The sequence below is a fragment of the Mycolicibacterium aichiense genome, from assembly GCF_010726245.1.
GTDB classification, from domain to species: Bacteria; Actinomycetota; Actinomycetes; order Mycobacteriales; family Mycobacteriaceae; genus Mycobacterium; species Mycobacterium aichiense.
This window is the reverse complement of sequence record NZ_AP022561.1, coordinates 5,385,086-5,410,572: the sequence shown is the minus strand read 5'-3', so window position 1 is coordinate 5,410,572 and position 25,487 is coordinate 5,385,086. Positions and strand designations below refer to the sequence as shown.

Here is a 25,487-nt window from a genome sequence, read left to right as displayed (position 1 = left end):
GGTTATCCGATCCGGATCAGTTTCTTGTTGACGAACTCATCGATGCCGAACCGGCCCAACTCCCGTCCGAAACCGGAGCGCTTCACTCCGCCGAACGGCAGCTCGACACCGTCGGCGCCGACCACATTCACGAACACCATTCCGGCGTCGATCTTGTCGGCTACCCGCTTGGCCTGCTCTTCATCCGTGGTGAAGACATACGAGCCGAGTCCGAACGGGATGTCGTTGGCCAGTTCGACGGCCTCGTCCTCGGAACTGACCTTGAAGACCATCGCCACGGGACCGAACAGTTCCTCGCGATAGGTCGCCGAGTCGGGGGAGACCCCGGTCAGCACACCCGGCGGGAAGTAGGCGCCGTCACGCTTGCCTTCCGAGACCAGGTTGGCGCCGTCGGCCACCGCGCGATCGATCTGCTCGGCCAACCGCTGGGCCGCGCCCACCGACGACAATGGAGCCAGCCCGTCGGCCGCTTCGACCACCTTCTTGGTGAACTTGTCGAGGAACTCGTCGTAAAGGTCGGCGGAGACGATGAACCGCTTGGCCGCGTTGCACGCCTGACCGGTGTTCTCGAAGCGGCCCGCCATCGCGGCCTCGACGGTCGCGTCCAGGTCGTCGCTGGACAGCACGATGAACGGATCGGAGCCACCGAGCTCCAGCACCACCTTCTTCAGGTTGCGCCCGGCGATCTCGGCGACCGCGGCACCGGCACGCTCGGAACCGGTCAGGGACACGCCCTGCACCCGCGGGTCGGCGATGGCGTCGGCGATCTGCTCGTTGGTCGCGTACACGTTGACGTAGGCACCTTCGGGGTAGCCGGCGTCGTCGAAGATCTGCTGGATGGCCTCGGCGGACTCCGGGCACTGTGGGGCGTGCTTGAGCACGATCGTGTTGCCCAGCGTCAGGTTCGGCCCGGCGAACCGTGCGACCTGGTAGTACGGGTAGTTCCACGGCATGATGCCCAGCAGGACGCCCACCGGGCCGCGCTTGATCACCGCGCTGCCGTCGCCGTCGAGCAGTTCGATCGGCTCGTCGGCGAGGAACTTCTCGGCGTTGTCGGCGTAGTACTCGTAGATCGCCGCGCTGAAGTCGACCTCGCCGAGGGCCTGGTCCAGTGGCTTGCCCATCTCGCGGTTGATGATCTCGGCCAGCTTCTCGCGACGCTCGGTGTGCAAGGCTGCCACCCGGCGGATCAGGTTCGCCCGGTCGGCCACGGTCGAGGTCTTCGACCAGTCCCGGAAGGCGGCGGCGGCCGACGCCAGCGCCTGTTCGATCTGTTCGTCGGTGGCCGTCGGGTACTCCCGCACGACTTCACCGGATTTCGGGTCGACCACCGCGTACAGACTCATGCTTCGTCCTCAGGGTTTAGTGGTGTAAAACTTAACGAAGTTATATACCGCTAAACTCCCATGCCACAAGGGCAGGGTGCTGGCCGTCCGCCGAAGTGAGGTGTCCCGATGCAGGACGGCACCGGCGTCGAGGTTCTCGCGGGGGTCGACGGCTGGATGACCAGGCTGGGCCCGAAGCTGCGCGAGCTCCGCAAAGAGCGTGCGCTGACGTTGGAAGCTGTCGCCTCCTCGGCCGGTTTGACCAAAGGTTTCTTGAGTCTTCTGGAACGCGGTCAGACGACCATCTCGGTACCCAACCTGCTCCGTGTGTGCGAAACCCTCAGTGTCTCAGTGGGTTCGCTGTTCGACTATCCGGATTCGCCCGTCGTGCGGGGCGGTGGCGCCCCAGTAGAGATGGGCGGCACCGGAATCCGCGAGTATCTGCTGACGCCGGAAACCGAACGCAATCTGCAGGTGATGCGGACGGTGCTGCGCCCCGGCGGCGGGACGGGCGGGGCCTACACACTGGAGTCCGAAACCATCTTCGTCTTCGTGCTGCGCGGGTGCCTGCGCCTGACGGTCGATGGTCAGGAATCGGTCCTCAAAACCGGCGACTGCTACACCTTCTCGGCGAAGGCGGCGCATTCCTGGGACAACCCCGGACCGGATGTCAGCGAGGTATTGTGGTCGATCACGCCACCGATCCCACGGATTCCGGACCCGAATCGGGCCTGAACGTGCTCTACTGACCAGACAGTTTGGTGCCGGGGAAGGTATTTGGGTGGTCAAGAAGTCAGCGGGAAAGCGCGCTGAGGGCGACGATAAGATCGCCGTCGATCAGCGCGTCCGTGTCTATGTCGACACCGACGACGAGGTACGGGGCGTCGTCGTCGAGGATTTCGGCGACCTGGCCGGCCACGCGGTCGATGTCGGGGACGTGCACATCTCGGATGCGGCGCGGCGCTGGGCGGTTCTCACCGATGCCGGCACCCTGGTCTTCGTCGACAGCCACCAGATCGCCTCGGAGTAAAGACCGCTAGCCGAACAGGCGCCGGCGTCGCGGAGCCGGTGGCCGTCGTGATGCGTACGGCCAAGGATTGTTGCGCTCGGGAACCGCATCGGCGCGCACCTGCTTGAGTTGGGTTCGCAGATTCGCTTTCAGCTCGTGTAGCTCGGGATCGGTCCAGCGATTGATCGCCTCGATCGGGTCGTCGGTCAGGTCGTAGAGCTCCCATTGATCGTCGAGCGGACTGGTGCGATACGCCTCGCCCCCCGCACCGTTGGCGGCAAGATGCCGAATCCCCGGCTCGGTCCAGGTGCCCGGGTCGTCGAACGTGCGCACCAACTTCCACAGGTGACCGTCGACCCTGGTGACGAGCCCTTCGAAGTTTGCGGCGGTGTGTGCCGGAATCCGGATGCGCAATGGCGCAGGGGGATTCACCGTCTGCTTGAGGCGGCGTCCAAGACCTGAGGCGCCGGTGTCACCTTCGAGCATGTTGTCACGGGTCATGAGGTACACCGCACGTGTGTCGTCGGCGGGAGCCCCGTCGACGATCGGCATGAGATTGCGTCCCGGCAGCGGGTGTACTTCGGTAAAGGATTCGGAAAGCGTTGCAGCAGTGGACTTCACATCGATGCTCGCGGCACCGAGCAGGGTGGGCAGCAGATCCACATGAGAGGTTGGTGCTGATACCAGTCGCTGCTCTGTCGCGCCGGCGCCGACCCGCGCGATCACGAACGGCACGCGGGTTGCCTCGTCGTAGAGGTTGAACCATTTCTGATGGAGTCCACCGTGTGCACCGAGTAGATCGCCATGGTCGGCGGTGCGCACCAGCACCGCATGCTCCGAGCCGCCGTCGGTCACCGCCCGGCGAACCCGGTCGATAGGCGCGTCCACTTCGGCGTGCAGCCGGTAGTAGAGATCCCGATAGCGTTGTGCGCCAGAGGTATAAACGCGTTGGATCGCGGCCGCGGGGCCATACCCGGAGTAGTACGCCTCCCGGAAGGCGATCTGCGCGGCGGGCTTGGTGCGCAGGTCTTCTCCTGCAGTGGGCGCGGGCGGAACCCGCGGTGGGTCCAGGGGTGAGGGCTCCAACGGGCTCCGTCGCGCCCACGTGGGGAACAGCACGATGTCGTGCGGGTTGACGAAGCTGGCCACCAGTAGGAAAGGCCGCAGTGCGGTCGCGTCCCCGGCACGGCGGCGGGCATAGCGATCCTGCAGCCAGGTCACCACCCGGTCGGCGATCAGCGGGTCGCGCCGAACGCCGCTGTTGGCCAGTCCCGCGCCATGCGGTTCGGGGCCGACCCAGCCGGAGAATCCGAACGGTGCCAGCGGGTCGGCGTCGAGGTAGCGCCGTACCGCAGCGGGGTCGACGACGCCGTCATCGTCATTGGTCGCCAGCGGGGCACCGGACTCGGGATCGGTCAGGTCGGCGTGCGATATGTGCCACTTGCCGTCGTAGTGGGTGTCATAGCCCGCCGCGCGGAACCAGTTACCGAGGGTGGGCACCTCGCCGCGGCGCAGCCACCGCATTCGCGAATCGTCGAATACCTTTCCGATGCCGTCGGTCTGGGTGACGCCGTGTAGGTCGGGGTACTGTCCGGTGAAGATCGTCGGGCGGCTCGGCACACAGGCCAGTGAGCCGGTGTAGTGGCGCCCGAAACTCACCCCGTGCTCGTCGAACCACCGCCGGCCGCTCAATACTCGCTGCCGCCAGGCCAGGACGTCGTCGGCCTCGTACGGCGGAGTCGCGCGCTCTTCGTCGGTCATCACGATGATGATGTCGGGACGTTCAAGCGTTTCGGACACAGTGGCCCTCCAATTCTCCTGCCAGGCAAGCGAGTAGACGGTCGAGCCGGCTGGCGGACACGCGAACCAATACTCGTTCGGCAATCCGTTGCAGCGGATTGGATCCCACGGTCACTGCACTCGTCAGCGTCACCTCGGTGAGACCCCGGGCGATCGGCCGCAGTGTCCAGCTGTTGTGAAGGCGGCGCACCAGCGGGGGGAGTCCCTCGACGTCGTAGGCAAGTGTGTGCGGCGGGTCGAAGTCGGTGATCCGTTCGACGAGCGTTGTGCGCCCGAGTTGCACGCGGCGCGATGTGCCGACGGTGCCACCGGCCGTTCCGTGATCCAGTAGGCACGAGTGGTCGACGGCGTCGGCCCACGAACTGATCGCGCCGAAGTCGGCCAGCACGTCCCAGATCTTCTGCGGGTCGGCGGCGATTGCTCGGCTGCGGCGGGTATCGGCCACCGGACCATTCAACCGCATTCGTGATGGTGATGAGGGCAATGCGGGAGGCCACCATCAACGCGGTCGTTGGGCTACGCTGCGCGCGATGAACGAGGTTGTACTTGCCCGCGCGCGTGCCGACCTGCCACTGGAGGTGGCTCGAGTCCCGGCTCCGGTCGTACCGACCGTCGATCCGCCGTATGGGATACGGGCGGCGACTGCCGCCGATGCCGACATGGTTGCCGAATGGATGAGCCGGCCGCATCTGGCGCAGGCGTGGGAATACGACTGGCCCGTCGACCGCTGGCGCCGGCATCTGCAGGCGCAACTCGACGGCACCTATTCCCTGCCGCTGATCGTCAGCCTCGGCGGTGCCGACGACGGGTACCTCGAGCTGTACAGGGCGGCAAAGGATTCGATCGCCCCCTGCTATGACGCGGATCCGTACGATCTCGGCCTGCATGCCGCCATCGCCAACACGGGGCTTCTCAACCGGGGTGTGGGTCTCGACCTGCTTCCCCAGATCATCGCCAACCTGTTCGCGGTCGAGCCGCAATGCCGGCGGGTGATGTTCGATCCCGACCACCGCAACGCTGCTGCCCGACGGGTGTGCGAAGCCGCGGGATGTGAGTTTCTCGGCGAGTTCGACATGTCAAACCGGCGCATGGCGCTCTACGCGTTCGAGCGGGCTGCTGAGCTCGACTAAGTATGGTTAGGCGTACCTATTGAAACTTAGGTAAGTCTTGGCTAATCTCCGACGGCGATACTTACTCGTCAATATCTTGCAGAAGGAGATTTCGTGCACGCCGCTGTCAACTATTCGGGGGCTGATTTTGTTGCCAGCCCGGCAATCTCGGCGCGCCGCGCCAGCAGATTCACCATCGCCGGTGCGGCGATGATCACCGCGGGCGCACTGGTCGCCGGTCCGGCCACTCAGTCGCTGCCTGACGAGATTCAGCGGCGGGCGATCCAGGCGGTCGAGCTGACCGGCCTGTCGGTCACCTCCTCACCGTTGACCATCTACCCGCAGATCGTGACCAACACGGTCACCAACATCGCTGCTCTGACCCAGGCGATCGCGGCCGATCCGCTGCCCGTTCTGTCTCAGGTCGCTCGCAACCAGCTCGGCTACGCCACCGAGATCGGCAACGCCATCGCCGGCATTCCGGCCGGCTGGGAGACCTACATGGCAGGTCGCGGCGGGACGTTCCTGGCGAATCTGAAGGTCGCCATCGACCAGGGCAACAACGCTGAAATCGTCAACCAGTTGAGCAGTTTCGTGCTGTACGGCGCGCTGGCGACGATCACGCCGATCTACAACGCTCTGCTGACCTACACCCCCCGCGGCAGCACCGTGCCGAATCCCGGTATCCCCCAACAGATCGCGCAGAACTTTGCGAATGCCGTCGGTGCGATCTTCAGCAGCACCACCCTGGTCAACGGCATCTTCCAGCCGATCTACGGTGCGGCGCTGAGCGTGTTGGCCACCGCGGGAGACATCGTCGGCGGTCTGGTCCAGTCGGTGTCCGCCGGCGACGCCGTGGGAGCGATCAACACCGTGGTCAACACCCCCGGCCTGTTCGTCAACGCCGTGCTCAACGGCTGGAACAACCCGAAGTCCGCCGCGCCGTTCCCGGCTCTGCTGACCTTCATCCCGGTCGCACCCCCGACCGACCCGGCCAACGGTGTGACCGTGACCGGTCCGTCGATCGGTCTTTTGGGCCGGCTGCTGGTCTCCATCCCGCAGGCGATCGCCAAGGCCATCACCCCGGTCACCACGACGACGGCCAGCAGCACCCCGGCGGCGACCGCGGTTCCCGCAGCAGCGGAATCGGCGCAGACCAAGGCAGTGACGGCCGGTACCACCGAGGTGGCCACGACCACGACCGAGGGATCCACGGCGACCTCCACGGCGACCTCGGCGGCCGGCTCTACCGAAAGCACGACGACCGAGACCGCGGAAAGCGGCTCCACGAGCGAGGTTTCGGTCCCGGCCGCGGCCAGCAAGACCGCGAAGAAGACGGCCACCGGTTCGTCGACGAAGGCGGGCGGTGACACCGGCTCGGCCGGTAAGGCCACCGACGGCAAGAAGTCGACCGCAGGTAGCGCCCGCAGTCCGCGCGGCAAGGCCTCGTCGTCGAGCTCGTCCTCGAGCTCGTCGTCGAGCTCGTCGGACGCCAAGTAACACCTATGAAGAGCCGGGCCCCACATGGGGCCCGGCTTTTCAAGTGAGGACTCTCGATATGACCGACGTGACCGCAGCACCGCGAGCACCGATCGAGTCGGCCACCCGGGCCGAGACTCCTGAGGGCATGACACCCGCCGAAGTGGTCGCACAGCTGGCAGCCGCCGTTCCCGAAAAGACGGGGGACGACTACCTCATCTACGAGCAGCACGGCCGCTGGACATTGGCGATCGGCGCGCGGACGTCCGTCGAGCTCGATCGCGACGAATGCCGCATCCGGGACGGAAAGACGGTGCTCGCCCATGCATGGAGCGGACGTCCGGCGCATGTACTTGCTGCCGCGCTGGAGTCCACGTTGGTCGATGGTGAGCCGGCATTCGGCTGGATCGCTTTCGAATTCGGCGCGTACCGCCACGGGTTGTTCGACAAGCTTCCGCTGGACGCACCGCTGGCCCGCATCTTCACCCCGCGGAGCCGGGTGATCGTTTCGGATGACGGAATCCAGGCGGTCAACGGTGACGAGGAGCTCGACGCGGCGATCCGGGCACTGCAACCGGACCGGCTCAACGGGCGGGTCGGCGCGGTGGACGTGACTGCCGACCCCACCCGGTACCGGGATCGTGTCGCGGCGGCGGTCGCCGAGATCCGGGCCGGGCGCTATCAGAAGGTCATCCTCTCCCGAGCCGTCGACGTGCCGTTCTCCGTCGACTTCCCGGCGACGTACAGCCTGGGACGCAGAAACAACACCCCGGCCCGATCATTTCTGCTGCGGTACGGGGGAATTCGCGCTCTGGGCTTCAGTCCCGAACTGGTGGCGGCGGTGCGTAGCGACGGCGCCGTGGTGACCGAACCACTGGCCGGCACCAGAGCGTTCGGGCGCGGACCCAACGACGACCGCGCGGCGCGGGACGATCTGGAATCCGACGCCAAGGAGATCGTCGAGCACGCGCTGTCGGTGCGAACCTCTCAGGACGAGATCGCCGAGGTCGCCGAGCCGGGCAGCGTCGCGGTGACCGACTTCATGACCGTGCGGGAGCGGGGGAGCGTTCAGCACCTCGGCTCGACGGTCGGCGGCACCCTGCTTCCCACCCGCAACCGGATGGACGCGCTCGAGGCCCTGTTCCCCGCCGTAACGGCGTCGGGAATCCCGAAAGGTCCAGGGGTCGAGGCGATTCTGCGGCTCGACGAGATGCCGCGGGGTCTGTATTCCGGTGCGGTCGCGATGTTCACCCCCGACGGAGGGATGGATGCCGCGTTGGCGTTGCGTGCGGTGTACGAAGCCGATTCCCGGACCTGGCTGCGCGCCGGTGCGGGCATCATCGCCGCCTCGACGCCCGAGCGGGAGTTCGAGGAGACCTGCGAGAAGATGGCCTGTCTGGCCCCCTATCTCGTCGCGCGGTGAGTCCGCTCAGCCGCTCAACTGCGCAACGATGGATCGTTTGTCGACTTTGCCCACCGCTGTCGTCGGCAACGTGGGCATCGGCGCGATCATGTCCGGTCGGCAGTGCACAGCGACACCGCGGGCGTCGAGGTGCTCGTTGAGCTCGGGCAGTGTAACCGGGCTGCCGCGGAAAACGAGTGCTGCACAGATCTTCTCGCCCAGGTAAGGATCGGGCAGGCCGACCGCGGCGGCGGCCGCAATCCGTGGATGGGTCAGCAGATGGCTTTCCAGGTCGAGCGCGGCCACGGTCTCGCCGCCACGAACTATGACGTCTTTGACCCTTCCGGTCACCTCCAGATACCCGTTGGCGAGCCGCCGGACCTTGTCCCCGCTGCGGTAGAAGCCGTCCGGGGTGAACGAACGCTGGTTCTCCGCCTCAGCCCGGAAGTACCCGTTGATGGTGTACGGCCCGCGCACCAAGAGCTCTCCCGGCTCACCGTCGGGCACCGGGGCACCGGCATCGTCGACGATGCGCAACTCGTCGTGATCGGCCAGCGGTCTGCCCTGGGTGTGGTCGACGATCTCCGGCGGATCCCCAATCCTGGTGTAGCACAGCAACCCTTCGGCCATCCCGAACACCTGCTGCAGGCCAGGGGTGAGCACGGACCGGATATGGCCGGCATCGTCCGCGGCCAGTTTGGCGCCACCGACCTGGAGCAGCCGCAGCGTGGTGGGAAGCTGCTCCTCCCATTCGCAGGCGTGCGCCCACAACCGGGCCAGCGCGGGCACCAGCGCGGTGGCCGTGACACGGTGGCGGACGATGGTGGCGAACGCTGCTTCCGGGCTGGGGTCTCGGCCGAACACCACGGTGGCACCCACGCTCATCGCGCCGAGCAGACCGGGGCACGCGAGCGGAAAGTTGTGGCCGGCAGGCAGCGCGACGAGGTAAACGTCGTCGCTCGTCAGCCGGCACAGTGCGGCACTGGCCGTGGCGTTGTAGACGTAGTCGTCGTGCGTACGGGGGATCAGTTTCGGGGCGCCCGTCGTGCCACCGGACACCAGAAGCAGGGCTGGACCGCTGGTGTCACGCTGCAGCCGCGGCGCCCTTCCGTCCTCCTCGCACAGCCGGGACCACGCGATGTGCGGACCCGCATCACCGTCGACGATCACGTGTCGCAATGGGTTGGGGCGCTGCGCAAGCCGCTCGGCCATCGCCCGGTAGTCGAAGGCGGGGTCGCTGCCCACGATGATCCCGACCGCACCACTGACGTCGACGAAGTGTGCCAGTTCCGCGTCGCGGTGGCCGGGCAGGCAGAGCACGGGCAGCGCGCCGGACCGCAGCAGACCGAACAGCGCGACGGCGAACTGGCAGCTGTTCGGCAACTGAACCAGCACGCTGTGCCCCGGCCCGATGCCCAGGGCGGACAGCCCCGCGGCGGCGGCGTCGGCTCGACGGTCGAGCTCGGCGTAGGTGAAGTGAGTCGAATCGTCGACGATCGCCGGCCGTTCCGGCCACTGCGTCGCGGCCGTCCGCAATATCTCGTCAAGGTGTTGGCCGGCCCAGTATCCCGACTCGCGATAGTGGCTCGCGCGGTCCGGGGGGAAGGGGGTGAATCCGCTCATTGCGCTCCCTGACGTAGGCGTCTCTGCCGATCAAGAATAGGGTAGCCTTCCCAAAGTTAGGTGAGGCTGTTCTGAGATAGGGAGGCGACAGTGACCGCGGCTGAAGCGGCCATGATCACCGACCGGATCGCCGAGGTACTCGGGGTCGACCACACCGACATCGACCCGGACGGCGACCTGATCGCGCAGGGTTTGGACTCGATACGCATGATGTCGCTGGCCGGACGCTGGCGCCGCGCGGGATTCGACGTCGACTTCGCGCGGCTGGCCGCCGCCCCGTCGGTCCGTGCCTGGACCGAACTGCTGACAACGGCCCACCCCGCGAATCCGCTTCCTGCGCCGCCGCAACCGGCCCGTGGCGAGCCATTCCCGATGGCCCCGATGCAGCACGCGATGTGGGTCGGTAGGCACGCCGATCAACAACTCGGCGGTGTGGCCGGACACCTCTACGTGGAGTTCGACGGCGACGCGCTGGACCCCGAGCGCATCCGGCGGGCGGCCACCCTGTTGGCGGCCCGCCATCCCATGCTGCGGGTGCAGTTCCTGCCCGACGGCACCCAGCGCATCGGCGTCCCACCGGCCGCCTTCCCGGTCGATGTCATCGACCTGCGGGAATCCGACGACGTCGAGCGGCGGCTGGCCGCGATCCGGTCGGAGAAGTCGCGGCAGCAACTCGGCGGCCAGGTATTCGAACTCACGCTGACTCTTCTGCCCGGCAGGCGCAGCCGGTTGCACGTCGACCTGGACATGCAAGCCGCGGATGCGATGAGCTACCGAGCGCTGATGACCGATCTGGCCGCGCTGTATCGCGGTGACACACTGCCCGACATCGGCTACACGTATCAGCAATACCGCCAACAACTTTCGCCGCCGGACCGGTACGACGCCGACCGGCAGTGGTGGTCGGACCGGGTTCCGGATCTGCCCGACGCCCCCTCGCTGCCGGTGGTGCCCGCCGCCGAACAGACCGACCCGCACCGGCCGGGTCGCCGCTGGCATTGGCTGGACCCCCACACCCGCGACGGACTTTTCGACCGGGCCCGCCGCCACGGCGTGACACCGGCGATGACTCTGGCGGCCTCTTTCGCCGACACGGTGGGCAGCTGGTCGGCAGACCCGCGCTTTCTGCTCAACGTCCCGCTGTTCGGGCGGGAACCGCTGCACCCCGACATCGAGCACGTGGTCGGTGACTTCACCTCGTCGCTGCTGCTCGATGTCGACCTCGCTGCCGCCGACACCCCGAGTCAGCGGGCACAGGTGCTGCAGCACACCATGCACGAAGCGGCGGCGCACGCGTCGTACCCGGGCTTGTCGGTGCTGCGGGACATCAGCCGGCATCGGGGGACGCAGGCGCTCGCGCCGGTCGTGTTCACCAGCGCCCTCGGCCTCGGTGAGCTGTTCTCTGCGGATGTGACAACGCAATTCGGCACGCCGGACTGGATCATCTCCCAAGGGCCGCAGGTCCTGCTCGACGCCCAGGTGACCGAATTCGCCGGCGGCATCCTGCTCAACTGGGATGTCCGGGAGAGTGCGTTCCGGCCTGGCGTCATCGACGCGATGTTCGCCCATCACATCGACGAAGTGCAGCGCCTGGCGCGCGAGGACGACGCCTGGGACAGCGGGCGCGGTCCGGTGCTTCCCCCGTCGCAGCGCGCCGCGCGGGAAGCGGTGAGCACCAGCGCCACACCCAGCGGAAAGATGTTGCACGACGGCTTCTTCGACCTCGCACACCGCCAACCCGATGCGCCTGCGGTGTTCAGCAGCACCGGCGACCTGACGTATGAGGACCTGCGCCTTCAGGCGCTGGCAGTGGCCGCCGCGCTGCGGGCCGAGGGACTTCCGGATGGCGGCACCGTCGCGGTGCTGGGTCCCAAGACGGCCGAACAGATCCCGGCGCTGCTGGGTATCCACGCCGCCGGTGGGGTGTATCTGCCGATCGGCATCGACCAGCCGGCCGAACGGGCCCGGCGGATTCTCACGAGCGGGGCGGTCGACATGGCCCTGGCCTGCGGCGCCGAACTGCCGGAGGTGCCGATTCCGTGCATGACGGTCGCCGAGGCGATCGCGCGCGGCGGCGGCTGCGAATCACCCACTGTCACCGGCGATCCGGACCGCCTGGCCTACGTACTGTTCACCTCCGGTTCGACCGGCGAGCCCAAGGGTGTCGAGGTCTCCCACGACGCCGCGATGAACACCGTCGAGTTCATCACCGGCCATTTCGGGCTCGGTCCGCAGGACCGGTGCCTGGCGCTGTCCACACTCGAGTGCGACATCTCGGTGCTGGATGTGTTCGCCACACTGGCCACCGGTGGTGCGATCGTCGTGGTCGACGAGGAACACCGCCGCGACCCAGACCACTGGGTCCGGCTCATCCACCGTCATCGGGTCACGGTCTTGCACTTCCTGCCGGGCTGGCTGGCGATGCTGCTCGACGTCGCCGGCCCGCTGCCGACGGTACGGGTGGTGCCGACCGGGGGTGACTGGGTCACCCCAACGATGGCGCACCGGCTGCGCGACCGGGCTCCCGACGTACGATTCGCCGGGTTGGGTGGGGCCACCGAGACCGCGATCCACAACACCATCTGCGAGGTGGTCGACGTCCCGCAGCACTGGACCGCGATTCCGTTCGGAAAGCCGTTGCCGAACAACCGATGCCGCGTTGTCGGTGCCGGTGGAGCGGACTGCCCGGACTGGGTGGTCGGCGAGCTGTGGATCGGCGGGCGGGGACTTGCCCGGGGTTACCGCGGCCGGCCGGACCTGACCGCCGAGCGGTTCGTCGAACACGACGGGGTGCGCTGGTATCGCACCGGTGACCTGGCCCGGTTCTGGCCGGACGGAACCTGCGAATTCGTCGGACGCGCCGATCACCGGGTGAAGCTCAGTGGCTACCGCGTCGAGCTCGGTGAGGTGGAAGCGGCGCTGCATCGGGTGCCCGGTGTGCTGGGTGCGGTGGCGGTGACCGTCCCCGGGCGCACCGAGTCTGCGGATCGGCTTGCTGCCGCCGTGCAGTTGGCGGCCGGGACAAGCCGTGACTCTCTTCATGAGCGGATCGTCAAAGACCTTCCCGCTCACATGGTTCCGCGGCACATCGAGGTGTTCGACCGGATCCCCTACTCCGTCGGGGGCAAGGTCGATCGCAACGCGGTGGCCCGGCGGCTCGCCGAACGGGTGGACGCCGGAACCGGGCATCGGCACCCGGCGGGTCCGGTGCAGTCGGCGCTGGCCGCGATCGTCGCCGACATCCTCGGCGCGACTGCAGTGGGTGCCGACGACGACTTCTTCGCCCTCGGCGGCGATTCCGTGCTGGCCACCACGCTCGTGGCACGGATTCGGCAACGATTGGACGTCGCGGATGTCAGCGTCGCCGACGTCTTCGCCACGCGAACCGTCGAAGCCCTCGCCCGCCGGCTCGGCGAGCTGGAGCCCGCCGACCGGCTCGACGCCATCGCCGAGCTGTACCTCGAAGTCGCCCTCATGGACACCGCCGAGGTCGTCTCGGCGCTCACCCGGAGATCTGATGACTGACACCCTCACCGATCCGTTCGACCAGCAGCGGCTGGAGCTGTTGCGCCAGAAGCTGTCTGCGCGCGGACTGCTGGCCGAACCGGCCGCGACGGCGGACCCTGCTGCGATCACCGACGGTCAGCGCCGGATGTGGTTCGTGCACTCCATCGACAGCACAGGGGCGCTGCTGAACGTCTGCCTGTCGTACCGCCTGCACGGTGAACTCGACTCGGACCGCCTGCGTGCGGCGGTCAACGCGGTCGCCGCACGCCATCCGATCCTGCGCACTACCTACCGGCCAGACGCCGAGGGTGAGCCGCGCCCTGTCGTCCACGACGAGCTCGCCCCCGGCTGGGCCGAGCACGACCTCCGCGAGCTCGGCGCACAAGCCCGCGGACTGCGCCTGGAAGTTCTCGCACAGCGTGCATTCACAGCGCCGTTCGACCTTGCTTCCGAGTCGCCACTGCGGATCACGTTGGCCCGCACTGGATCCGATGAGTACGTATTGCTGCTGGCGGCACACCACATCGCCTGGGACGACGCCTCGTGGCGAGTGTTCTTCGCCGACCTCAGCACCGCCTATGACGGCGGGGACCTACCGCCGGCGCCGCTGGCCGAAGCACCCGCATCCGGCAGCGACGACGCCGACGTGGAGTATTGGCGCGCGCTGCTCGCCGACCCACCCGAACCGCTGGAATTGCCCGGACCGCGGGGATCCGCGGTTCCCACCGAGTGGCGGGCCGCTCGGCACACCACCCGCTTGGACCCCCGCGCCGTCGATGCGGTGGCCACGCTGGCGCAGGACACCGGGGCGACGCCGTACATGGTTCTGCTGGCGGCGTTCTCGGCGTTGATGCAGCGTTTTACGCACGCCGACGATTTCCTGGTTGCGGCACCCGTTCTCAACCGCAGTTCCGACGACATCATCGGCTACTACGGCAATACCGTCGCGCTGCGCATGCGGCCGGACCGCTGGAGCAGCTTCGCTGATCTGGTCGGCGCGGCGCGTGATGCCGCCGTCGGTGCCTTCGCTCATCAGCGGGTCAACCTCGACAGGGTCGTCCGGGAGCTGAACCCGGACCGTCGCTACGGCGTCGAACGGATGGCGCGGGTGAGCTTCGGCATGCGGCATCCGGACGGCGACGGCTTCCAACCGGGTGGCATCACCTGCCGGCGTGCCGAATTCCGCGGCCAGTACGCCCAACTCCCGCTGGGATTCATGGTCGAGTTCACCGGTGGCGAAGCGGAAGTGGAGGTCGAGTACCTCACCGAGGTCATCGACGCGGGCTTGGCCGAACAGATGTTGAGAAGTTTCGTCATTCTCCTCGAGGACGCGCTGTCCCATCCGGATCGGGTGCTGGCCGATCTGGCCGTAATCGACGAGGCGGACACCGCGCGGTTGTTCGAGATGTCCCGGGGTGAGGAGTACGCCTGCCCACCGATGACACTCGGTGACCTGGTCGCCGAGCAAGCCGTTCGCCAGCCGGACGCGATCGCCGTCGTCTACGAGGACCGCCATTACAGCTATCGTGAGCTGAACGCGGCGGCCAACCGGCACGCGCACTGGCTCGCCGCCCAGGGCATCGGTGCCGAAGATCGTGTCGCGGTGCTGCTGGACAAGTCGCCGGAGCTGGTCATCACCGCGCTGGGTATCGCCAAAGCCGGCGCGGTCTATCTGCCGGTCGATCCCGAGTATCCGGCCGACCGCATCACCTACATCCTCGGCGACGCAGATCCCAAAATGGTGATCCGCCAACCCATCACCGGTGTCGATGACTTCCCCGACCGCGACCCCGGTCCGTCGGATCTGGTGCGCCCGTTCGGTCCGGCCAACACCGCCTACCTGATCTACACCTCCGGGTCGACCGGACAGCCCAAGGGGGTGCCGGTACCGCACCGTCCCGTCGCTGACTACTTCCGGTGGTTCGCCGACGAATACCAGATCGGTCCCGGCGACCGTCTCCTGCAGGTGGCGTCCCCGAGCTTCGACGTGTCGATCGGTGAGACCTTCGGAATCCTGGGCCAAGGTGCCCGCCTGGTGATCCCACGCAACGGCGGACTACGGGACATCGGCTATCTCACCGATCTGCTGCAGCGCGAGGCCATCACGTCGATGCACTTCGTGCCGTCGCTGCTCGGGCTGTTCCTGTCGCTGCCCGGCGTCGAGCAGTGGCGCAGCCTGCGGCGAGTGCCGATCGGTGGGGAAGCGCTGCCCGGAGAACTGGCTGACAAATTCCACGCGACCTTCGACGCACTGCTGCACAACTTCTACGGGCCCACCGAGACGGTCATCAATGCCTCCCGCTACAAGGTCGAGGGCAGGCAGGGCACCCGGGTGGTCCCGATCGGCACTCCCAAGATCAACACCGCGATCTACCTGTTGGACGACGCTTTGCGGCCGGTGCCGACCGATGTGATCGGTGAAATCTACATCGGTGGAACGCAACTGGCGCACGGATACCACGAAAGGCCGGCGCTGACCGCGGAACGGTTCGTCGCCGACCCCTTCACTCCCGGCGGACGGCTCTACCGTTCGGGCGACCTGGCACGGCGAAACCGGGACGGCGACCTCGAGTTCGTCGGCCGCGCGGACGAACAGGTCAAGATCCGCGGCTTCCGCATCGAGCTCGGCGAGGTCGCCGCGGCCGTCACCGTGGACCCGAGTGTCGGAAATGCGGTCGTGGTTGCCGCCGACCTGCCCCAGCTCGGCAAGAGCCTGGTTGCCTACGTGGCACCGGCGGCCGGCGATGTCGTGGACGTCGAGCGGATCAGGATCCGGGTCGCCGCCGCGTTGCCGGACTACATGATCCCGGCCGCCTACGTCGTCGTCGACGAGATCCCGGTCACCGCCAACGGCAAACTGGATCGGGCTGCCCTGCCGGCACCCGAGATCGGGCCGGTGGTCGACTACCGTGCACCGGTCACCGAGACCGAGCGCACCGTCGCCGCTCTGTTCACCCGGCTACTCGGTGCCGGCGACGTGGGTTGTGACGACTCGTTCTTTGCCCTCGGCGGACACTCGCTGCTCGCGACCAAACTGGTGGCCGCGATCCGCGAGGCCTGCGGCGTCGAGGTCACCGTTCGTGACATCTTCGAAGCCGGCAGCGTCGGCGAGCTCGCCGCGGTGATCGATGGGTGCCGCGACCGTCAGGCGACGTCGGCCCGGCCGCCGCTGGTCGCCGCCGGGGGCGACCCTGCGAGCGCACCGCTGTCAGCCGCCCAGCTGCGGAGCTGGTTCCAATACCGCGTCGACGGACCCAGCCCGGTCAACAACATCCCGTTCGCTGCGCGCCTGACCGGCCCCTGCGATGCCGACGCCCTGGCTGCCGCCGTGCACGACGTGATCGGCAGGCACGAGATCCTGCGCACCGTCTACCGCGAGATCGACGGCGTAGCCCATCAGGTTGTCAACGCCGGCGCCAGCGCTGCGGTCCGGCTACTCGACGGTCCCGACAACGATTGGCTGACAACGCAACTCGATGCCGAGCGGGGACATCGGTTCGAGCTCGAAACCCAACTGCCGATCCGCGTCGCCGTGCTGCGCACACCCGGCGAATGCGTGCTGTCGATGGTCGTGCATCACATCGCCGCCGACCACTGGTCGGCCGGGGTGCTGTTCGCCGACGTTCTCACCGCGTACCGGGCGCGACGGCAGGGCACCGAGCCGTCCTGGCAGCCGCTGCCGATCCAGTACCGCGACTACGCCGCCTGGCAGATCCAGTTGCTGTCCGACACCGAATTGATGGATGCGCAACGGCAGTTCTGGGTGCGCGAACTCGACGAACTTCCCGAGGACACCGGCCTGCGCCCGGATCTGCCCAGGCCGCCGATGGCCGGCGGGGCCGGTGCGGCCATCCCGGTGCACTTCGGTACCGCTGTGCGAGACCGGCTGACCGCGCTGAGTCGCGAGCTCGGGATCACCGAGTTCATGCTGCTGCAAACCGTCGTCGCAGTGGTCCTGTCCAAAGCCGGTGGTGGTCATGACATCCCGCTGGGCACACCGGTTGCGGGCCGCACCGACACCGAACTGGACCGGCTGATCGGCTTTTTCGTCAACATCCTGGTGTTGCGCAACGATTTGTCGGGTAATCCCACGCTGCGTGAGATCCTGCTGCGCTCGCGGGAGATGGCCTTGGCGGCCTACGCCAACCAAGACCTCCCGTTCGACCGGGTGGTCGACGCGGTCAACCCGGTGCGGTCGCTGTCCCGCAACCCGCTCTTCCAGGTGGTCGTCCACGTTCGCGAGGAGCTTCCCGAAAACCAGCTGATCGAGGCAGGCCCGGACGGTGACACCCGATTCACCGCCCTGGAACCGACATTCGACGTGGCCCACGCCGACCTGAGCGTGAACTTCTTCGTCGGTGACGACGGCTATCGCGGACACGTGATCTACCGCACCGAGCTGTACCACCAGTCGACCATGGAGCGCTTCGCCGGTTGGCTCGGTCAGGTCATCGGCGCATTCGCCGCCGATCCTGATGTCCGGCTGCGTGATGTCGACCTGCTCGGCGCGTCCGAGCGGCAGCAGGTGCTCGGGCAGAGCCGAGGCATCGCATCGCCGGTCGACCGGCCCCGCACCGTTCCGGGACTGCTCGAGGCCGGCCGGGCGCTGGGTCAGGGCCGGGTCGCGCTGCGGTGCGCCGGTGATGAGCTCGATTACGCCGCGCTGCATCAGCGTTCGGATCGCTTCGCCCAGCTGCTGGCGCGCCACGGCGCCGGCCCGGGATCCCTGGTCGGCATGTCGATGCGGCGTGGGATCGATCTGGTGGTCGCGCTCGTCGGCATCATGAAAGCCGGTGCAGGGTTCTTCCCGCTGGACCCCACCTATCCCGTCGCGCGCAAGCAGTTCATGCTCGCCGACGTCCAACCCGCCGTCGTCGTGGTCACCGCGGAGGCCGGCGCGTCGATGCCGCCCGCCGACGGGGTCACGGTGATCTCGATGGACGATCCGGCGGTCCGCGCCGAGCTGGCGTCCAGTGATCCCGTCGCCCTCTTGCCCCAGCCGCACCCCGACGACCCGATGTACCTGATGTTCACGTCGGGCTCCACCGGAAAACCGAAGGGTGTCGTGGGCACCCATCGTGCGATGAGCACCAGATTGACCTGGCAGCTCAAGCACTATCCGGTTCCGGGACAGGACATCCGACTCGCGCAGGCGCCGATGACCTTCCTGGAGGGGTGCATCGAGACGCTGGCCGGCCTGGCGGCCGGTGCGACACTGATCATCGCCGACGACGCAGAGCACCGCGACGCCGAGGCGATCGCGGGACTGATCCAGCGGCACTCCGTTGCTCAGGTCACCGGTGTTGCCAGCCTGGTTTCCGCGCTTGTCGACAACGCGCCGACCGCGGTGCGCGCATTGCGCAGGCTGGTGACCTGTGGCGAGCCGGTGAGCGTTTCGCTGCTGCAGCGGTTGGTCTCCTGTGTGGGCGAGGGCGCGGCGCGAAACATGGAGCTGCTCAACGCGATCGGCGCCACTGAAACCTCGGGCGCGTTGATTCGCGGACCGCTGGATCTGCCCATCCCCAAGATCGGCACACCGATGGAGGGGTCACAGGTCTACCTGCTCGACGAGGCTCTGCAACCGGTGCCGGTCGGTGTCGTCGGGGAGCTGTACTACGCCGGTGAACAGATCGCACGTGGGTACTGGAAGCAGCCCGCTTTGACCGCATCTCGCTTCGTCGCGAATCCCTATGCGGCCGAGCCGGGATCGCGCTTCTACCGCAGCGGCGATCGCGGACGGTGGACCGAGGACGGGCATCTCGAGTTCGTCGGCCGCACCGACCACCAGGTGAAGGTGCGCGGGTTCCGGGTGGAACTCGCCGAAGTCGAAGCCGCCTTGAAGGCCGCCGAGGGGGTAGCCGTCGCGGCCGCGCGAACCTGGGACGGAGCCAGCGGCGCCTCGCTGGCCGGCTACGTCGTACCGCGGGATCCGGTGGACGATCCCGCGGCGTTTGCCGCCTCGGTGCGCGCATCGGTGGCTGCGGCACTGCCGGGCTACATGACACCGGCGACGATCTCGGTCCTCGACGTCATGCCCGCGACCGAATCCGGGAAGTTGAACCGCCCCGCGCTGCCACGGCCCGAGGTGCATACCACCGGTGCGAGTGAGCCGGCCAGCACCGACACCGAGCGGTCCGTCGCCGCAGCGATGGAGCAACTGCTCGACGTTGCCGAGATCGGTAGGGACGACGACTTTTTCGAACTGGGTGGAGACAGCATCATGTCGGTGCAGCTCGCGGCGAGGATCCGGGCCGCCGGCCTGGCGGTGGAACCCCGGACGATCTTCGCCCATCCGACCGTGGCGGCGCTGGCCGCCGCGATCGACGACGGGCACATCGACCCGGCTGCCGGCCGAGCCGACACCCGGCACGAGGCGATGAGCGTGTCGGGACTGTCGGCAGGCGACCTGGCCGCCCTGAAGTCGTCGTGGTCGAAGGCCCGCCCGTCGTGACCAATGCCGTCGATATCGAGGACGTCCTGGCGCTCTCGCCTCTGCAGCTGGGGCTGTACTCGCACGCCACGCTGATCGGTCCGGACGGCGACGACCCGTATGTCATCGCGATGACGGCCGACGTGACCGGCCCGCTGGACATCGGGCTGCTCCGCGATTGCGCGGCGGCGATGCTGGTGCGCCACCCCAACCTGCGGGCCAGCTTCTGGCACCAGGATTTACCGCAACCGGTCCAGATCGTGCCTGCCACAGTCGAACTGCCGTGGCAGCATCTGTCGGCCACCGATGACCGCCACGCCGCCGATATCGAACGACGTGAACGCGGCAGGCAGTTCGCGTTGCACGACGGTCCGCTGATCCGGTTCCTGCTCATCGAGCTGTCGAATCAGCGTTGGCGACTGGTGGTCACCGCGCACCACATCGTGCTCGACGGTTGGTCGCTGCCGGTGTTCATCGGAGAGATGCTCACCCTGTACCGCGTCGGTGGCAATCTCGACGCGCTGCCGACTCCGCGGTTGTACCGGGACTACATCGGCTGGCTGACCGAGCGTGATCAGCAGGCCGGCGAACTCCTCTGGCGCAGGTACCTCGCCGACCTGCCCGGGCCGACACTGTTGTCGCCGGCACTGGGTGGCGACGGATCGGGGCTGCCGAAGCGCACCGAGCTGTCGCTGCCCGCTGCCGATACCGAACTACTGGCCGCCGCGGCCCGGTCTCGGGGCGTCACTCTCAACACGGTGATGCAGATGGCCTGGGCGCTGATCCTGTCCCGGCTGACCGATCGCGACGACATCGTCTTCGGGGTCACCGTGTCCGGTCGCCCACCCGAACTCGCCGGCGTGGAAACCATGGTCGGCCTGTTCATCAACACCCTTCCGCTGCGGGTGCGTCTCGACCCGAACAGGACTGTCGGACAGCATTGTTCGGCGCTGCAGCGGGACGCCGCCGAACTGCGCGACCACAGCTACCTGAGCCACTCGCAGCTGCGCACACTGGCCGGCGTCGGCGAGATGTTCGACACCCTGCTGGTCTACGAGAGCTTTCCGCCCGGCGGCGTGGTCGGCGGTCAGCAGTTCTCCGCAGGCGACGTCACCTTCCGGCCGGCGGCGATGGAAAGCCTGACCCACTTCCCGGTGACGGTCGCCGCCTACCGCAACACCACTGAGCTGACACTGTTGGTCGAGGTCACCGACAACGCGTTGGGGATGATGTCGCCGGAGACGCTCGGCCGTCGCGTGCTGCAGACGATGCGCCGTCTGATCGAGGAGTGGGACCGACCGCTGGGCGGAGTCGGAATCCTCCTCGGGGGTGAGTTACCACCGATCGAGATGCCCGCGGGCACCGCCGGGGCCGGGTTAGCCGAGCGGTTCGCCGAAACCGCTGTCGCGCATCGCGATTCCATCGCACTTCGGTGGAATGGCGGCCAACTGAGCTATCACGAGCTCGACGAGCAGTCGGACAGGGTCGCGGGGTTCCTGGCCGACCGCGGTGTCCGCGCGGAGACGCCGGTTGCGATCCAGCTCCCGCGAGGCGCTGACTACGTGGTGGCGATGCTCGCCGTACTCAAGGCCGGCGGCATGTGTGTGCCGCTGGACCCAGCGATGCCGGCGGGCCGGGTGGAGTCCATTCTGGGCCAGACCGGAGCTGCCATCGTCATCGACGACACCACGATGGCCGCCGCCCGAACCGCACCGCACCTCTGCGTGCCAGTCCATCCCGGCCAGGCCGCCTACACGGTATTCACTTCCGGCACCACCGGAGAACCCAAGGGTGTCATCGGAACTCATGCGGCGTTGCTCGCCTACATCGACGACCATGCCGAGCGCATGCTGACGCCGGCGGCCGAACGCCTCGGCAGGCCGCTGCGCATCGGCCACGCCTGGTCGTTCGCGTTCGACGCCGCCTGGCAACCGCTGGCAGGACTGCTGTTCGGCCACGCCGTGCACATCATTTCCGAGAATGACCGCAGGGATGCCGAGGTACTCGTCGAGATCATCGAACGGGACGGCATCGACATGCTCGACGTCACCCCCTCGCTGTTCACCAGTCTGCGTCAGGCCGGTCTGCTGGATTCTGGGCGACTCTCGGTGCTCGCGCTCGGCGGTGAAGCGGTTGGCGCGGGGGACTGGACCGATATTCGGAAAGCCTGCACCGGACCGCTATTGGCGGCGCATAACTGCTACGGCCCGACTGAGACGACCGTCGAGGCCGTCGTCGCCGCGATTGCCGAGCACGACACACCGGTGATCGGTTATCCGACACGAACGACACGCGCCGCGGTCCTCGACTCGTGGCTGCAGCCCGTCCCCGACGGTGTGGTGGGCGAACTGTATCTGGCCGGCGATCAGGTGACGAGGGGTTACCTCGGCCGCCCGGCCGAGACCGCGACGCGGTTCGTCGCTGCCCCGGGCGGTGCCCGGATGTACCGCACCGGCGATCTGGTGCGCCGGGATCAGGACGGTGCGCTGGCCTTCGTCGGCCGAGCCGACGCCCAGATCCAAGTCCGTGGGCATCGTGTCGAGCTCGGTGAGATCGAGGCGGTACTGGAAGAGATGCCCGGGGTACGGCATGTGCACGTCGCGGTGCAGGGGCAGACCGCAGGTCCCCGGCTGGTCGCGTATGTCACCGGTGACGTGACGGTGGCGCAGCTGCGACCGCTGCTGCGGGACAGGTTGCCGCGCTACATGCTTCCGCACCGGCTGATCATCGTCGACACGATGCCGCTGACCGCCAACGGCAAGGTCGACGAGGCGGCCCTGGCGGGCACCGTGTTGCCTGACGAGGTGCCGGAGCCGCCGAGCACCCCGACCGAGGTCGCTCTTGGCCGAGCCGTCGCCGAGCTGCTTGGCCTTCCCGCCGTCGACCTCGACGCCGACTTGCTGGAGCTGGGGCTCGACAGCATCGCCGCGCTGTCCTTGGTCCAGCTGGCGCGCAGCAGTGGGCTGTCGCTGCGCGCTCGGCTGGTCCTCGAGTGCGGCACGCTGCGCGAACTCGCGGCCGCAGTAGATCGCGACACCGACGACGAACTCGCCGCCGGGCCGGAGCCACAGGGCCCGATCCCCGCGCTGCCTGCCGTGCACTGGCTCTATGAGCACGGCGACCCGCGACGCCTGTCGCAGGTCGAGGCGATCCGATTGCCCGCCGACGCGACCGCCGAGCGGCTGCGTCTGCTGCTGGACGGGATCGCCGCGGGGCACGAGATGTTCCGCAGCCGCCTCGACCGCGCGACGATGACGTTCGTTCCGGCCGGTCGAGACCACATCCCCCTGGCCGAGGTCGTGGTGTCCGGCGAGCTCGGTGACGCCGTCGCCGAACACGCGGCCGCCGCTATCGAACGGCTCGATCCCGAGGGCGGCCACCTGACCGAAGCGCTGTGGCTGCACGGCCCCGGCGAGCCGGGCGTTCTGGTAATGGTCGTCCACGTCCTGGCGATGGATCCCGCGTCATGGCGCGTCGTGCTCGGCGAGTTGCTGGCCAACTGGTCGGCGGCCGGTGCGGCCGAGTTCGGCCCGGTCAGCGGTGAACAGGTCAGCTATCGCCGGTGGGCGCACAGCCTTGCCGACCGTGCGGCCGGACTCGACACCGTCGGTTTCTGGCTCGCGCAGATAAACGGCGAAGATCCGGCGCTGGGGGACCGGCGGGTGCGCCCCGGGGAGGATCGGTTCGCCGACCTCGCGATCACCGTGACGGTCACCGAGGCCGACGTCACCGGCGCACTGCTGCGCGCTCGCACACCGATCCAAGACCTCCTTGCCGATGCCTGTGCCCGCCTGATCACTCGCTGGCGCGAGCGGCGCGGTGGTGTCAGCCCGGTTCCGCTGCTGGCGTTGGAGACCCACGGCCGCACCGGCGCGGACGATACGGTCGGCCTGCTCAGCGCCATCTACCCGCTACGGATCCGTCCGGGATACCCGATGCCCGAGATTCCCGGCGAATCAACTGATTACGCTGCGCTGCGCTACCTGAGGCAGGACACCGCCGAGCTGCTGCGAGGGTTCCACGGTCCGCAGGTACTCCTGAATTACCTCGGCAGGCTCGACCTCGATGCCGGAGCGCTGCTGGACCGCGGTCTGCTTGCCCAGCTGTCGATCATGACCGAACCGAATGTCGCGGTGCGGCACGAATTGACCTTGGTCGCCGCCGTCGCCGGCGGAAAGCTGGTCACCCAGTGGCGAACTGTGCCCGACATCTTCAGCACGACGGATGTCGCCGCGCTGCAACAGATCTGGGCCGACATTCTGCACGAGCTGGCGGGGGTGACATCGTGATACGGCGGCTGGCTGTTCTCGGCGCCGGAGCCAAGGCGGTGGCGGTGGCCGCGAAGGCGGCGATGCTGCGCGAGATGGGCGTCACCACACCGGAGATCGTGGCTGTCGAGCGCACGGCGGTCGCGGCGAACTGGCGCGCCGGCGGTGGGTGGACCGACGGCCAGCACCGGCTGGGAACCAGCCCGGAGAAGGACGTCGGTTTCCCGTACCGGTCGATGATTTTGCCGGGCCGCAACGGCGAACTCGACCAGCGGATGATGCGGCTGAGCTGGCAGTCCTTCCTGGTGGGCACCGGACGCTTCGCGGAGTGGGTCGACCGCGGCAAGCCTGCGCCGACCCATGAGACCTGGGCGAACTATCTGCGCTGGGTGGCCGACGCGGTGGCGCTGAATGTCGTTGACGGCGAGGTCATCCGGATTTCTCTCGACGGCCAGTCGTGGGTGCTGCACACCGGCGGCGGCACGGTCGAGGCAGACGCGGTGATGATCACCGGCCCCGGACAGCCGGGTCGCTCGGTGCTACCCGGCCATCCGCAGGTCCTTTCGATCGCCCAATTCTGGGAGTTGTCGGCATCGAAAGAACGGATCGATGCCGAGCGGGTCGCGGTGGTCGGCGGTGGTGAGACCGCTGCGTCGATGCTCAACGAGCTGTTCGGGCACCGGGTGTCCACGATTACAGTGATCTCGCCGCAGGCGACGCTGTTCACCCGGGGTGAGAGCTTCTTCGAGAACCGGATGTTCAGCGACCCGACAGACTGGGTCGGACTGACCCCGGCCGAGCGGCGTGATGTGATGGCCCGCACCGATCGCGGGGTTTTCTCTGCGCGCGTTCAGGATTCGCTGCTCGCCGACGACCGGATCCGGCATCTGCGCGGCCGGGTGGCGCACGGGGTCGCCGCCGACGGTCGGATCCGCATCACGCTGCACACCGACCGGCACGGTGAGCGGCTGGAGACGGTGCACGGATTCGACCTCGTCATCGACGGCTCGGGCGCCGACTCGCTGTGGTTTCTGCCGCTGCTGACGCAGGACGCTCTCGACCTGCTCGAGGTCAGGCTGAACGGACCGCTGACCAGCGACCGATTGCAGCGGGCGATCGGCGACGATCTTGCGTTGAGCGGAGTGTCGCCGAAGCTGTTCTTGCCCAACCTGTCCGGGCTCAACCAGGGTCCCGGTTTTCCCAACCTGAGCTGCCTGGGGCTGCTGTCGGATCGCATCCTCGGCGCCCGCCCCGGCGCGCAGTTGACCCACACGAACGGGAGGAACGTTGAGTACCAATCCATTTGACGACGAGGACGGCCGCTTCTATGTCCTGGTCAACGACGAGGAACAGCACAGCCTGTGGCCGGCGTTCGCCGACATCCCCAGCGGCTGGGAGATCGCGTTCGGCGTAGCGAGCCGGGCGGACTGTGCGGAGTTCGTCGAGCAGAACTGGTCGGATATCCGGCCGAAGAGCCTGCGCTCAGCGACTCGACAGTGAAGTTATGCAATGCTAACTTCTCCTTACATTGGTTA

14 protein-coding genes are annotated in these 25,487 nt (G+C 67.8%); 10 read left to right on the top strand and 4 right to left on the bottom strand.

Annotated elements, in window-relative coordinates:
- Window positions 1-2: 2 nt before the first annotated feature.
- Window positions 3-1,346: an NAD-dependent succinate-semialdehyde dehydrogenase gene (locus G6N32_RS26030; RefSeq protein WP_115318259.1), complete on the bottom strand. Its 1,344-nt coding sequence runs from the start codon at window positions 1,344-1,346 to the stop codon at window positions 3-5.
- Between the two features lie 108 nt (window positions 1,347-1,454).
- Between G6N32_RS26030 and G6N32_RS26025 the strand changes: the two genes are divergently transcribed.
- A complete protein-coding gene (locus G6N32_RS26025; RefSeq protein WP_232077348.1) occupies window positions 1,455-2,060 on the top strand; it encodes a helix-turn-helix domain-containing protein in 606 nt (201 codons plus the stop codon).
- A gap of 46 nt (window positions 2,061-2,106) precedes the next feature.
- A complete protein-coding gene (locus G6N32_RS26020) occupies window positions 2,107-2,355 on the top strand; it encodes a hypothetical protein (RefSeq protein ID WP_115318260.1) in 249 nt (82 codons plus the stop codon).
- Window positions 2,356-2,361: 6 nt separating this feature from the next.
- Here the strand turns inward: G6N32_RS26020 and G6N32_RS26015 are convergent, their stop codons facing one another.
- Both G6N32_RS26015 and G6N32_RS26010 read right to left on the bottom strand, forming a co-directional pair.
- The gene (locus G6N32_RS26015) at window positions 2,362-4,095 is read right to left on the bottom strand and encodes a sulfatase-like hydrolase/transferase (RefSeq protein WP_232077832.1); all 1,734 of its coding nucleotides are present in this window, start codon (window positions 4,093-4,095) and stop codon (window positions 2,362-2,364) included.
- 22 nt (window positions 4,096-4,117) lie between these two features.
- On the bottom strand, window positions 4,118-4,597 hold the full coding sequence (locus tag G6N32_RS26010) for an SRPBCC family protein (protein WP_172507234.1): 480 nt from the start codon (window positions 4,595-4,597) through the stop codon (window positions 4,118-4,120).
- 67 nt (window positions 4,598-4,664) lie between these two features.
- Here G6N32_RS26010 and G6N32_RS26005 point away from each other — a divergent pair, with 67 nt between their 5' ends.
- From G6N32_RS26005 to G6N32_RS25995, 3 genes are all read left to right on the top strand, one after another.
- The gene (locus G6N32_RS26005; protein WP_115318262.1) at window positions 4,665-5,264 is read left to right on the top strand and encodes a GNAT family N-acetyltransferase; all 600 of its coding nucleotides are present in this window, start codon (window positions 4,665-4,667) and stop codon (window positions 5,262-5,264) included.
- 93 nt (window positions 5,265-5,357) lie between these two features.
- Window positions 5,358-6,743 (top strand): hypothetical protein, encoded by a 1,386-nt coding sequence (locus G6N32_RS26000; protein WP_115318263.1) that lies wholly within the window; start codon window positions 5,358-5,360, stop codon window positions 6,741-6,743.
- Window positions 6,744-6,801: 58 nt separating this feature from the next.
- Window positions 6,802-8,145, top strand: a complete 1,344-nt coding sequence (locus G6N32_RS25995; protein WP_115318264.1) for a salicylate synthase — start codon at window positions 6,802-6,804, stop codon at window positions 8,143-8,145.
- 6 nt (window positions 8,146-8,151) lie between these two features.
- On the opposite strand, the gene G6N32_RS25990 is transcribed toward G6N32_RS25995, so the two are convergent.
- Window positions 8,152-9,747: a (2,3-dihydroxybenzoyl)adenylate synthase gene (locus G6N32_RS25990; protein WP_115318265.1), complete on the bottom strand. Its 1,596-nt coding sequence runs from the start codon at window positions 9,745-9,747 to the stop codon at window positions 8,152-8,154.
- 111 nt (window positions 9,748-9,858) lie between these two features.
- Between G6N32_RS25990 and G6N32_RS25985 the strand changes: the two genes are divergently transcribed.
- The 5 genes from G6N32_RS25985 to G6N32_RS25965 are packed head-to-tail and all read left to right on the top strand — an operon-like array spanning window position 9,859 to window position 25,452.
- Window positions 9,859-13,272 (top strand): non-ribosomal peptide synthetase, encoded by a 3,414-nt coding sequence (locus G6N32_RS25985; RefSeq protein WP_115318266.1) that lies wholly within the window; start codon window positions 9,859-9,861, stop codon window positions 13,270-13,272.
- Window positions 13,265-19,705, top strand: coding sequence for a non-ribosomal peptide synthetase (locus G6N32_RS25980; RefSeq protein ID WP_115318267.1), 6,441 nt, complete (start codon window positions 13,265-13,267; stop codon window positions 19,703-19,705). Before G6N32_RS25985 ends, G6N32_RS25980 begins: the two co-directional genes overlap by 8 nt.
- The gene (locus tag G6N32_RS25975; protein WP_115319018.1) at window positions 19,702-23,973 is read left to right on the top strand and encodes a non-ribosomal peptide synthetase; all 4,272 of its coding nucleotides are present in this window, start codon (window positions 19,702-19,704) and stop codon (window positions 23,971-23,973) included. Before G6N32_RS25980 ends, G6N32_RS25975 begins: the two co-directional genes overlap by 4 nt.
- Window positions 23,970-25,259, top strand: a complete 1,290-nt coding sequence (gene mbtG, locus G6N32_RS25970) for an NADPH-dependent L-lysine N(6)-monooxygenase MbtG (protein WP_115318268.1) — start codon at window positions 23,970-23,972, stop codon at window positions 25,257-25,259. The genes G6N32_RS25975 and mbtG overlap by 4 nt, the downstream gene beginning before the upstream one ends.
- Window positions 25,240-25,452 carry an MbtH family protein gene (locus G6N32_RS25965; RefSeq protein ID WP_115318269.1) on the top strand — a complete coding sequence of 71 codons (213 nt, stop codon included), beginning with the start codon at window positions 25,240-25,242 and terminating at the stop codon, window positions 25,450-25,452. Before mbtG ends, G6N32_RS25965 begins: the two co-directional genes overlap by 20 nt.
- Window positions 25,453-25,487: the final 35 nt, after the last annotated feature.